Raw genomic sequence first — 12,155 nt, forward strand, 5'->3', positions numbered from 1 at the left:
TAGAAAATGAGTGATTACTCACATTTATCTTACCGCTCCAAATGTCTTTCTGTAAAGTGAGTAATCACTCATTTTGTCCAAAGGCGTACTTCCGCCTCCGTCTTAGGTCTGGGATAAATACTGGTCTACAGACGTTTACATCAACTATTGGAAAAAGGTATTCTTTAACAAGGAGTTCTGAGGAGAACCATATGAAAGGGGAAAAGGTAGAAATGCAGTTTATTACAAAATGGGCTTTTAACAATAAGGCCGCAATGAAACTCGTAGTGCTTATGGCACTCGTGATGGGGGTAATCAGTTACTTTAGGCTTCCGATGGAGTTCTTGCCTGAAGCTGATAATCCGATGGTTACCGTTGCAGCGATCGGACCTGGCTATGATGCCAAATCGATGGAAACCGAGGTAACCGCCAAACTGGAGGAAGCGGTTCAGTTCGTGAAAGGCAAAAGCCTCATGACGTCGTCTTCCGGTAACGGATATTCCAAAATCGACTTAGCATTCGATTCGAAAACAAACATGAAAGAAGCGAAGGCGGAAGTTGAAGCTGCGATTCGTTCGGTTCAATTGCCGGAGCGCGTGATGACTCCGTATGTTGTACAATTCAACACTTCCATGATCCCAATTTCGTGGGTATCCATTAATTTGGATGGTGTAGCGGCGCAAGAGCGCGAGAAAGTGGAGAAAGAGCTGATCAATGCCTTTAAGAAAGTAGATGGCGCAGGCGATGTATCGCTTGGCGGCAAGTCGAACCCGAACATCTCGGTCATTCCGGATTCGGCTAAGCTGGCAGAGAAAGGCGTTCCGTTCGCTTCCCTGATGGGCGTGCTTCAAGGCCGCGGCGTTGCTGCTTCCATTGGCGAGAAAACAATCGACGGCGCATCCGGTAACATCAACGTTGAAGCGGATATTAACGATATCGATACACTTCGCAAGCTTCCGGTTGCAGAAGGCGTGACACTTGGCGACGTTGCTAAAGTGGAAGCTCAAACGGAGCAAGAGAGCATCAGCAGCCTAGATGGCAAGAATGTCCTCATGCTTACGATTTCCAAAACAGCTGATGCTAACGCGGTTAAAGTCGGCGACGGCGTTCAAGAAGAAGTCGACCGCCTGAACAAGGATATGAAAGGCGTCGAAATTAAAGTCCTTTCGAGCACTTCGGAACAAGTTGTTCATTCCGTAAACTCGATGCTTCGCGAAGTATTGATGGGCGCACTGTTCGCTACAGTCGTCATCCTGCTGTTCATGCGTAATTTGAGAGCCACGCTTGTGACGATCGTATCGATCCCGCTCTCGCTTGGTATTACCCTGTACTTGCTGCAAGTATCCGGCGTCACGCTGAACATCATTACGCTCGGCGGTGTGGCGGTCGCGGTCGGCCGTCTCGTGGACGACAGTATCGTCGTCATCGAGAACATCTATCGCCGCCTGCAGAAGGAATCCTTCTCGGTTGGTCTTGTCATGGAGGCTACGAAAGAAGTAGCGACGGCGATTACGTCTTCGACACTGGTAACCGTTGCTGTATTCCTGCCAATGGGGCTGCTGCGCGGTTCGCTTCAAGCGTTCCTGCTGCCATTCGCATTGACCGTAACCTACTCGCTTCTTGCATCCTTGCTTGTTGCTCTAACCGTAGTACCGATTCTCAGCGCTACGCTGCTGCGTAACACGAAGATGAAAGAACACGAAGGCTCCAAACGTTTTGCTAATTTCTTAAACTGGAACTTGCAGCATAAATGGGTTCCGCTTGTCATTGCAGTGCTGCTGCTAGTTGGTTCTGTTGGTGCGTACATGTCGATGCCTAAAGGGGCAATTGATTCCTCTAACGCAGCGAACTTATCCGTCACGTTGGAATATTCGAGCGATACACCGACAGATAAAGTAATCCAAGAAGGCCGTAAGCTCGAGGCTTTCCTGAACGATCGTAACGATATTGATTGGGTTCTCATGCAGAACGGAAACAGCGCGGATGGGGCGCAATACGGTGAGGTATCTCCCCCTACGCTGGTTACTTATTTGGTTGATATGAAAGAAGGCGCGGATGCGGAGAAGCTGATCAATGATGTGAAAGGTCAGCGTCCATCTTACCCGGGTGCCGATCTGAATGCCGGCGCAATGGACTTCGCCGGCGGCGGAAGCTCGACTCAAGTAGTGGTTGACGTAACAGGCGATGACCTGGATGCGATCTCCAAAGGTGCAGAGCAAGTTATGGCTGCGATTAAACCGGTAAAAGACGTTATCAAAGTCAAATCGAATCAAGAGCAAATGAAGCCTGTGTACACGTTCCAATTGGATCCGTTGAAGTCGAAAGGCCAAGAGGTTGCCCAGCAGCTACAAGGCATGATGAATCCTATTCCACTGGGCACCGTGAACATCGAGAATCGTGTAACAAACGTCATTCTTCAACCGCTTGCGGATCCGAAATCCGAGAATGACCTGAATGGGCTGTTGGTTATGACGGCACAAGGTCCTGCTAAAGTGTCTTCCGTAGCGAAGCTTGTGAAGAGTGAGCAGCCAAGCGTGTTCTACCATAAAGATGGCAAAGCTTATGTCCGTGTAACAGCTGACGTAGATCCAAGTCAATTGTCGATCGTCGGCAAAGAAATTACGAAGCAAGTGAATGCCCTTAAAGCAGCTGAAGGCGTAACGTTCACGGTTGGCGGCGCATCTGCGGATCAATCGGCTGACTTCGCTGATCTGGGAATTATCATGCTGGTTGCGATCGGTATCGTATACTTGATCATGGTAGTTACTTTCAAAACCTTGCGTGCACCGCTTGCCATTCTGTGCTCGCTTCCGCTAGCGGCAATCGGCGCGGTGGTAGCCCTGCTCGTATCCAACGTATCGCCTGACTTCACGGCGGTGTTCGGAGCGCTCATGCTCGTCGGTATCGTAGTCACGAACGCGATCGTTCTGATCGACCGCGTGAAACAGAACGAACAGCGGATGGGTATCCGCGAAGCATTGGTTGAAGCAGCCGTAACGCGTGCTCGCCCAATTCTTATGACGGCAATCGCCACGATCTCTGCTATGCTGCCGCTCGTATTCGGATCGTCAGAGAGTGGAAGCATCGTATCGCAAAGCTTAGCTATCGTGGTTATCGGCGGTTTGGCCGCAGCAACGCTTCTAACGCTGCTCATCATCCCTTGTATCTATGAGCTGTTCTTCTTCCGCAAAGCGAAACGCCAACGTTTGGCTGCTAAGATGACCCAAGCTGCTTAATACGAGTCCTACAAGAAAAGCCTTACGTCCTTCATGGACGTAAGGCTTTTCTACGTTGAATTAGTAGCTCCCGGCAGGAATTGCCGACCACTGGCTCAGCCACTGCTCATAAGATGCTTCGCTTTCCGGATGAAGCGGGTTTCTGGCAATGAAGCCCTGTGCTTTGCCGCTCGTTGTTGCGACCGCAGTCGCTTCGTAGCGGATATCCATGGACCAGCGTACGGCATCGGATTTGTTCGGCAGCGCTCGGTGAGGGAGAAGCTGGGTGAAACAAAGCGCGTCCCCAGGCTCCATTTCTACGGAGAGAGCAGTAAGCTTGGCGGCATCCTCCCGTTTAAGCCCCAGAAAGTTCGTCTCTTCATCGATAACGCCATCCAGCAGTGTTTGGTCGAAGAAACCCGGCGCGACCTGCAGGCAGCTGTTAAACTCGGTTACGCGCTGCAGCGGCATCCATATGGATACAACATGGGTTTTCTCGGCGTCGCGGTAATATTGGGCGTCTTGATGCCATGGCGTATCCGTCCATTTCTGATCGGGCAGCTTCGGTCTGGCATTGAATATGCCGTGAACGGACACTTCTTCCGTTTCGAGCAGCTGCTGGGCGATATCGAGCAGTGCAGGATCTTTCAAGAAATCGTACATGTCCCTGCCCACAAGGTCGCGGCGAGGGCTCCGGCCATACTTGGGCTTTCCTGCGTCATGCCATAGGTGAACAAGGCGGTGCTGAAAGTCCAGCTCCTGTCTTTTATCGGTAATCAACTTCTGTTCATACCAAGATTCGACCAGATCATCCACCCATTTGCTTATAATTCGTTCTGCGAGCTCCAATGCCCGTTCCGGCACTACATTTCGCAAATGCACATAATGATGGCGTTTATAAAATTGAAGCTGTTCCTCACTCAGACGAACCTGCATGGCGTCTTCTCTCCTCAGCGCTTGATAATTCAATTGTACGGTCATAGAACGAGAGGCGGCTATGGCGATAACACGTTACAGTTTGACCATTTGTCGTTAGAATAGAGAATATAAAGTCCCGATAACAAATTGAATTGATCATTACACGATGAAGAGGTCGATCATCCATGGTTGTTCCATTTCACTATCATACGCTTCGCAGCGTTATCGCTGTGGCCAATTGCCATTTAAGAGAAGTCGATGCCGGTTGGTCCTATCAGCTCCATGAGCATAGCGGCTATGAGCTGCTGCACTGCTATAGCGGGCAACTATCAGAGTGGATACATGGAGAGTCTGTGGTACTGTCTGCAGGGGATTGGCTGTTAATCGGTCCCGGCGTCAAACACAGTACGATCAATGAATCGAACAGCGGCTTCGTCTATTTCTCTGTCCATTTTGGCATAGAAGACCCGGAGCTGATCCATGTGCTGAAAAATATGAACTATGTTCATCTATCGCAGAACGTTGAACATGTACAAGTGGAGTTCGCTGAGCTGCTCAGACGCATCAAGCCAAATGGTTCATCCAACGCTGGGGCTGAACATGCAACATTGCCCGCAAATGTTGATCACTACGATGTCCTGGCCAAGTACGGCATTCAACTCTCTATTCAGCGATTGGTGCTGCATGCACTTGAGCTGGCAGTGCAGCAGGAGGGGGCCGGCCTACGAGCGAGCCGGAAGCGGCTTCATGCCTCTGAAGTGGAGCTGGCTCATGTCATACAACAGAAGCTCATTGAAGCGGTATGTACCGCTATGGAAATTAATCTCATCGCGAAGCAATTGTTCATTAGCAGAAGTCATTGTAACGAGGTATTTAAGAAGGTGTACGGCATTGCGCCGAAACGCTTCTTAGGGCTGATGAAGCAGCGGAAAGCGGAGGAGTTGCTAGTACAATCCAGACATGCGGTGGAGACAATCGGCGAGATGCTTGGTTTTGCCTCACTAAGCGCGTTTAGCAGGCAGTTCAAGCGATGGACTGCTCTATCGCCGCAGGAATATCGACTTGGCCGAAGAAGAAGCGAGAAAGGCTGACTCCGTCCTGTTCGAGATGAACGCGCGGAGTCAGCCCTTTAGCTGAAGGTAGCCGAATTAGAAGGACATTTTATAAAGCGGCAGTACGGTTGTAAATGTTTCTTTCACTTTATGAATGAACGCTTCCCCGTCCAGCAGCAGAGGATCGTTACGGTCGATAATGATACCGCAGAGCGCCTCGGAGGCTTTCACTGTGCGCAAACGCTCGAGCAGCTGCACAAGACCGTCTGTGCCAAGCTCACCCTGTGTATCGCCTCCAGGCACCATATGATTGCCGGACCACACATAATGTGCAGGGATATGTTTGTTGATGTCATCCAATTGATTCAGCGCATGCTCGGCGAACACCGACTTGTTATCCGACTCGTAAATGATGGCAAATTGCACGAAGAGATGCGAGCCAAACAGTCCGATTTGGAAATGCGGGAACATTTTGTAACCGCGCTTGCCCGGAGCGAAAGCAATCCACGTATCATTCGGCGGATTAATCGTTCTGCGGGCATGTTTGGCAACGTGCGGGAACATCGGCTCGCCACACAGCTCCGTTAAGAAAGGCGACAGCCGTTCGCCCAGCTCATGCAGCTTAGGGCGAATCCGTTCAATTAATAAAGACATGCGGGCTTCTAGGCCCGGAACCTCGAAAACATCAAAATCATTAGCGGAAAAGCCTGGGAATACAGCGGCCTCCGAAGTTGCTTGCAGCACCATTTCATTCATCATCCTTTTCAATTATTGCCGTTTCTTCATGATAATCGCAGCCGCCTATGTTTGCAATCTCGCGCCGATTCCGTTAGTCTACTCTAGTATGCATAAGCGAAAGGTTAGGAGAGGTAAAGGCATGTGGCAGCAATTGTGGTTTTTAACCAATATGGTTTTTGTAACACTCGCAATCGTATTTTTATTCGTACATCGTTCCGTTACGTTAGCCAAGGAGCAATCGGATCAAAGGCAGCTTAACAAAGCCAAGAGAATCCGAATGATCGTTGCGATATTTACTAGTATAGCATTTATTGTAATGGCAACTTTCTTCTTAATTAACATGCGAGTAAATGGTTAAACGACGATTCCACAGATGTGTCTAAAGCTTGTCTCTTCCCAATCTCCCGCAACCTTTCCAGTCTCGGTTACGTTTAACGTGACATGAGCGGCTGGCAAAACAGCAGCAGCACGCTATTCGGGCACTCGCTGTCTGTAACTAAGAGAGAACAAAGGAGACGCAGCATGAAATCGTTGAAATGGATTCTGATCTTATCATTTCTGATATTCCCTTTCTCTACCATTACTAGCGAAACGGCATCGGCTCAAGGTGTCTCAGATACGCTTATTTTGCAAATCGGAAGCAACGTAATGAAGCATAATGGGAAGTCATACAAATCGTCACAGCCGGTAACAGCAGTGAAGGATACAACGTTTATACCGTTTAGCTCCATCGCATCCCGTTATGGATACACGATTTCGTACGATGCGAAGAAGAAGGAATCGATCGCAACCGGCCCTTCGAATGTCCTTCGATTCAAGATTGGAAGCATGTATGCTTATCGAGGCGGTACGCCTGTTAAGCTAACAGGCAAGCCGTATGTTCTGAATGGTTCCCTGATGGTACCGCTTCGTTCATGGGGCGTGCTAACAGACAGCGCAATCGCAGTTGCAGGGAAGCAAATTACCTTGTCCTGGAACACGGTCGTCATTCCGAAGAAGCCCAAAGCGTTCTTCGAGGTTGAGCCGACTGAAATTTATGCAGGACAAACGACAGTAGCTTATATCGATCGTTCGGTTAACTACACGGATGCACCATTCGTCGACGATCGTTATGAAGGTCGTATGGATGTATTTCCGGAAGCGGGTATCTATACGATTACGAGACAGGTACAGGATATTAATGGTTTATGGAGCGATCCATTCTCTGTAACGATCGAAGTTAAACCGCCGAACCAAGCGCCTGTTGCCGACTTTACAACCGAGCAGTCCAGTTACCGCATTGGTGAGAATATTACCTATATCGATCAAAGTACGGATGACGAGAACGCGATTGTTCGACGTACATGGACAGGAAATGATAAGGCCTTCTTCGAAGCAGGCGATAAGCAAGTAACGCTTGAGGTAGAGGATCGTCATGGCATGGTGCATTCCGTTACGAAGACGGTTACTGTAACGTCGGAAGTGCTATACACACGGGATGAATATAATAAATTGTTTACCAAAATCGGTGATAAATTCGCCATCGACAGCAATTCCGTGCTTAATATTCCGGCGCTGACGTATACCTTCCAATCGGAATCGGCTCAGATGGTGCGCAGTAACAGCCCGGAAACGCTGCTTCAAGAGGGGATCGCTTACGAGGCACAGCTAACGGGTCAGGTACGGTTCATGTTCCATAATGTAAACAACATCGGTTATCCGGTCAAAATGTACTTGCTAGCAACAAACAACAACGGAACTCCGGTCAACGTAAACACCAGCTCGATGGGGATCGGTGGACCAGATCCCTATGTAGTTAATACGGGGAAGCTGTCTACCGTGCGTTACTTGAAGTCGATCGGCGAGAATCCGGCTCCGAGATGGATGACGATCAGACCGCATGAAACGAAAGAGATTCTACCTGAAATTTCGAAAACACCGATGAAAATTATGGAAGTTCTGTCAGCATATGCAGATATCTACGCTGACCAAGAGCTTACCTTCCAAATCGTCGTTGTTGCCGCAGGCAAGAATCCTATTGCGGAGCTGCCGAACCTGTCGATCATGCCGCGCGACGGGAAGCATGTCAGAGGGACGTTCTATAACGCCGACCGCGACATCGATCTGACGGACTCCCTGGGTGAAACGCCGCAGCGCATTATGCTTGGCGATAAGAAGCTGGACACGTATTTGGATGGAATCGATGATACTAGCGGTCAATTAGAGTACAACATCGGCAATTTCGGCGTACTTTACAAAATACGTCTGCCGCATGTAGCACCTAATACGCTTATTGCTCTTAATGCAAGAGGCGGGTACTATACCGGGGCCTTTATGATTAATGGTCAGGTGGTCACCGTCGCGAACGAAACGATTCTTAAGGACAATAAGGAAGCGGCTGTGTTATACCGCACCGGCAATTCGGAAGAATCCGTTGAAATGGTATTCACCTTAGCTGCGGGCAGCAACCTGCCTGTTGCGATGTTGTTCCTGCCGCTGCCGGGATTCCGGCGATAAATGAAAAAGCCTGCAAGCTGGATACACGCTCTGGAGAAGAGCGGGTACCTGGCTTGCAGGCTTTTTTGTCGGTTACAGGCAGTTTAGTTTACCAAGGCAGTACGATTTCAACTTCGCGACGAAGCTCAGCGGAACGAATAACACCGTCGATAATCGCTTGCTGAATCATGATTTGCTCGCCTGGGATCGGGGCAGGACGGCCTTCGCGAATCGCATCCACGAAGTCGCGGACTTTCTCGAAGAACAGGTCTTTATTGTGCTCAATGGCAGGTACCGGTGTAGAGGTTTGCTGGCCCATGAAGTCATGGTACAGCGTCATGCTGCCGACTTTGCCATCCCAGACGCCGGACCAGTTGCCGGTGCCGTGCGGGTTGACTTTGAGGCCGCCATCCGTGCCAAGGAAAATCGTGGAGCCGAGTGAGTCCATATGCATCGCCCAAGAAATCTTGAACTGAAGCACGAGGTCGTTCTCGAAACGGACCATCGCAACGCCGAAGTCTTCGACTTCGAACTTGCTTGCTTCAGGATGATAAAGCGGATTCGTGCCGAAATGATTGCTTGTAAAAGCCGAAACGGTAAGAGGACGTGGGTAGCCAAGTGCATTCAACGCCATATCGAGCGAGTAGCAGCCGATATCCGCCATTGCGCCAGCACCAGCGAGCGCTTTGCTGATGAACGTGCCGCCGGGCATACCGCGTCTGCGTCCGCCGCCGGTTTCTACGTAATAGACATTGCCGAGCTTGCCGGACTGTACGATGTCCTGAACAAGCTTCATATTAGGGTCGTAGCGCGGCTGAAAGCCAATTGTCAGCATGCGATCCGTTTCGCGGGCGGTTTGCACCATGTCAACGGCTTCAGCCAGTGTAACGGACATCGGCTTCTCAAGCAGCACTTGCTTGCCGGCACGAAGGGAATCGACCGTAGTGGCATGATGGGACACGTTAGGCGTACAAATGCTGACTCCGTCCAGATCCAATTCCAGCATACTGCGGTGACTGTCAAAAGCTTGCGTATCTGTCAATGAGAGCGATTCCGTAAATTGCTTGGCTTTGCCTGGAATGACGTCGGCTACTGCTACAATTTCAACGCCCGGCAACTGTTTATATTGCCGAACATGGGCATGCGCGATTCCGCCGCTTCCGATAATCCCAATTCGAATAGGCTTCGTTGTGGTCAACTTCGATTCATCTCCTTTAGCTTCTCGTCCATTCCGGACGATTTCACCGACGTATGCTGAATGCGGAACTGTCTCGGCGTCATATTGAACCGCTTCTTGAAGACATAATACAAATAATTGCTGCTGGCAAAACCATGCTCAAGCGCAATATGCTCAATCGGATTCTGGCCTTCAATAATCGCGGAGCATACTTGAGAGAGCCGGTAATTTTCTAGATACGCACTGAACGATTCTTCACCTTGCTCGCGGAAGATCCGCTGCAGCTGCCTTGCACTGATCGGAATACGCTCAGCAACCTCTTGGAGGGTCAATGGCTGCGCATAGTTGTCATGAATAAATTGGGTAGCGATGCGAAAACGGTGCTCATTCATATTCCTTGACGGCGGTTTGAACGTAGCGTTAGGAACCGACGACATCCGTGATGCACGAAGCAGGATCTGTATAATCGACTGCTTGATCGAAGAGAAAGCACCGGGCTGTCCTTCTGTCCAAGCTCGGTAAGCCGACAGAAACCAAGACATTGCATTGTACTGGTCGACATGCGGACGCAGCGGCAGGTTGTCGAGCGCCTGAATACAATTCTCCGCCTCATGGCGTTCCCAAGGATCTCCCCAGCTTTCTTCATCATCACTTTCGGGAATCGGCACGATATCAATATGCAGACACAGCTCATCCATCGCTTCGCGGGCATCCGCTTCTTGCTGATGGAGTACATTCGGGCCGGTTAAATAAAACAGCCCTTCATGCAGCTGGTGGACCGTGTCTTCCATGATAACCGTACCTTTGCCGCGAGGAATAAAATGAAACTCGTATTCGGAATGCTTGTGGAAACGAACGATTTTACCCGGAGAGAAGGTAGCGAGATGGCAGCGAAGTACGCGAAAGCCATACCCTCCCCAGCGGAACTGAATGTCCAGCCGATCTATTTCATCACTGCGAGTTGCCATGATTGAATACGTAAACGGTTTAGCCAAGGCGCTGCCACCTCCTTCTTCGGAATTTCGTTTAGTTTTTCAGCTCGGACAGGGATACCGAACGTTTCTCGTTCTCGGAAATCGTGGAAGCTTCCATGATTTTAGTCAGATCGATCGCAAGTGCGATGTTCTCATCGGCAGTTGTGTCATTCAAGATATGACCTACCCATTGATCGAAAGCAGGGATACGGTTAGCCGGTTGGTCGATCGTTACCCACTCTTGCGGCGAATCCGATTTCGTGCTGCGTACGCGAACCGCATTGTCCGGGAAGCCGTAGAGGAGCGATCCGTCTGTACCATGGATTTCGAAGCAGAATGGGGAGCACGCGTTAACGAAGCCCGCTTCTGCGATACCGAATGCGCCGTTTGCATAACGCAAAGTTGTAACGGTGTTGTCATCGACTTCTTTGCCTGTAACGTGACCGAAAGTCGCATTAACGCTCTCAGGCAAGCCGAGGAACAAACGAGTCAAGTATACCGGGTGGCAGCCCAGATCGATCAGAGCGCCGCCGCCGCATTGCTCCAAGTTGTAGAAATGCTCAGGCAGCCAGCCAGCTGTCGCACCGTTGTGGGACAGACGAACGCGCACTTGAGTCAAATCGCCAAGCAGACCTTGGCTAAGCACTTCTTGTGCAGCAAGCGTGTAAGAATCGTTGATACGCGGAAGGGAAACGGTCAATTTCACGCTTGCTTCATTAACAGCAGCGATAATTTCGTTTACTTCGCTAAGCGTTGGAGCGATTACTTTCTCTGTGAAAATATGTTTGCCGGCGCGCGCAGCCTTAACCATTACGTCGCGGTGCATGTTTGTCGGTGTATCTACAACTACAGCGTCGATATCTGTGCGAGCAAGCAGCTCATCCAGGTCAGCGATGAATTGTACGCCGAGTTTGTCCGCATTTTCTTGACCGCGGTTTGGCAGCTCGTCCCATACAGCTACGATCTCTGTGTTTGGATTTTCTTGAACTTGTTTGGTGTAATCCCAGGCATGAACATGCCAGTAGCTAAGCATTCCTACGCGAATCATCTAGAAATTCCTCCTGTTAAGTGCTTGAATTTGGGTAATGATGTCGTGCGATCGCAGTTTTTTGTGCTCTGATTATGCGACATGGTTTAACCCTAACACAATTGAAACCGCTGTTAAATACGTTACTATGACATATTAACTATAAAATTACGACATTGCTAGTGTGGAGTGGGTTCATATGTTTGTAAAATTGACGTTAAGATGAAATTAGGTCAAAATAGAACGAAAGGAGGCTGCGGCCATGCGAGCGATCATTAAAGCACCGATTCACGTATACCGCCGGTTCATTTCGCCGATCAAGCCGCCGACCTGCCGCTTCTATCCGAGCTGTTCTGCCTACGCGCTGGAGGCGATCGATAAGCATGGTCCGCTTCGCGGAAGCTGGCTGGCAGCCAAACGCATTTGCCGCTGTCATCCCTTTCATCCCGGAGGCATCGACTATGTACCGCCGACCCGCGAAGAACGCGAGAGGCAGGCATCTGCCGGCCTTGACAGTGATACGCAAGATTCGGTATAGTTTTCGCAAGAGAATCATTACCAATAGGATGTTCGATGAACGGATAAGTACAAGAGAAATGA

Annotated in this window: 10 protein-coding genes; 5 read left to right on the top strand and 5 right to left on the bottom strand. The window is 49.9% G+C overall.

The genetic code is table 11. From position 1 onward, the window contains the following. Nucleotides 1–212: 212 nt before the first annotated feature. Nucleotides 213–3,215 (top strand): efflux RND transporter permease subunit, encoded by a 3,003-nt coding sequence (locus AC50Y3_RS11140; protein WP_494818829.1) that lies wholly within the window; start codon nt 213–215, stop codon nt 3,213–3,215. A gap of 60 nt (nt 3,216–3,275) precedes the next feature. Here the strand turns inward: AC50Y3_RS11140 and AC50Y3_RS11145 are convergent, their stop codons facing one another. After that, complete coding sequence (locus AC50Y3_RS11145) at nt 3,276–4,130, bottom strand: phytanoyl-CoA dioxygenase family protein (protein WP_494818830.1); 855 nt, start codon at nt 4,128–4,130, stop codon at nt 3,276–3,278. 167 nt (nt 4,131–4,297) lie between these two features. On the opposite strand from AC50Y3_RS11145, the gene AC50Y3_RS11150 reads away from it, so the two are divergent. Continuing rightward, nucleotides 4,298–5,203, top strand: a complete 906-nt coding sequence (locus tag AC50Y3_RS11150) for a helix-turn-helix domain-containing protein (protein ID WP_494818831.1) — start codon at nt 4,298–4,300, stop codon at nt 5,201–5,203. A gap of 57 nt (nt 5,204–5,260) precedes the next feature. On the opposite strand, the gene AC50Y3_RS11155 is transcribed toward AC50Y3_RS11150, so the two are convergent. Further along, nucleotides 5,261–5,911 carry a YktB family protein gene (locus AC50Y3_RS11155; RefSeq protein WP_494818832.1) on the bottom strand — a complete coding sequence of 217 codons (651 nt, stop codon included), beginning with the start codon at nt 5,909–5,911 and terminating at the stop codon, nt 5,261–5,263. Between the two features lie 130 nt (nt 5,912–6,041). Here AC50Y3_RS11155 and AC50Y3_RS11160 point away from each other — a divergent pair, with 130 nt between their 5' ends. Together AC50Y3_RS11160 and AC50Y3_RS11165 are read left to right on the top strand one after the other, a co-directional pair. Beyond that, nucleotides 6,042–6,260 carry a hypothetical protein gene (locus AC50Y3_RS11160; RefSeq protein ID WP_494818833.1) on the top strand — a complete coding sequence of 73 codons (219 nt, stop codon included), beginning with the start codon at nt 6,042–6,044 and terminating at the stop codon, nt 6,258–6,260. A gap of 164 nt (nt 6,261–6,424) precedes the next feature. Continuing rightward, entirely contained in the window at nt 6,425–8,398 is a 1,974-nt protein-coding gene (locus tag AC50Y3_RS11165; protein WP_494818834.1) for a stalk domain-containing protein, read from the top strand. Nucleotides 8,399–8,486: 88 nt separating this feature from the next. Here the strand turns inward: AC50Y3_RS11165 and AC50Y3_RS11170 are convergent, their stop codons facing one another. Genes AC50Y3_RS11170 through AC50Y3_RS11180 form a run of 3 tightly spaced genes read right to left on the bottom strand, consistent with a single transcriptional unit; the run spans nt 8,487 to nt 11,576 of the window. Further along, a complete protein-coding gene (locus AC50Y3_RS11170) occupies nt 8,487–9,575 on the bottom strand; it encodes a Gfo/Idh/MocA family protein (protein WP_494818835.1) in 1,089 nt (362 codons plus the stop codon). Continuing rightward, entirely contained in the window at nt 9,572–10,549 is a 978-nt protein-coding gene (locus AC50Y3_RS11175; RefSeq protein ID WP_494818836.1) for an AraC family transcriptional regulator, read from the bottom strand. The genes AC50Y3_RS11170 and AC50Y3_RS11175 overlap by 4 nt, the downstream gene beginning before the upstream one ends. Before the next feature lie 31 nt (nt 10,550–10,580). Continuing rightward, nucleotides 10,581–11,576: a Gfo/Idh/MocA family protein gene (locus tag AC50Y3_RS11180; RefSeq protein WP_494818837.1), complete on the bottom strand. Its 996-nt coding sequence runs from the start codon at nt 11,574–11,576 to the stop codon at nt 10,581–10,583. Between the two features lie 241 nt (nt 11,577–11,817). On the opposite strand from AC50Y3_RS11180, the gene yidD reads away from it, so the two are divergent. Beyond that, entirely contained in the window at nt 11,818–12,093 is a 276-nt protein-coding gene (gene yidD / locus AC50Y3_RS11185; RefSeq protein ID WP_475779293.1) for a membrane protein insertion efficiency factor YidD, read from the top strand. Nucleotides 12,094–12,155 lie beyond the last annotated feature (62 nt).

The organism is Paenibacillus sp. J22R98 (genome assembly GCF_059383835.1).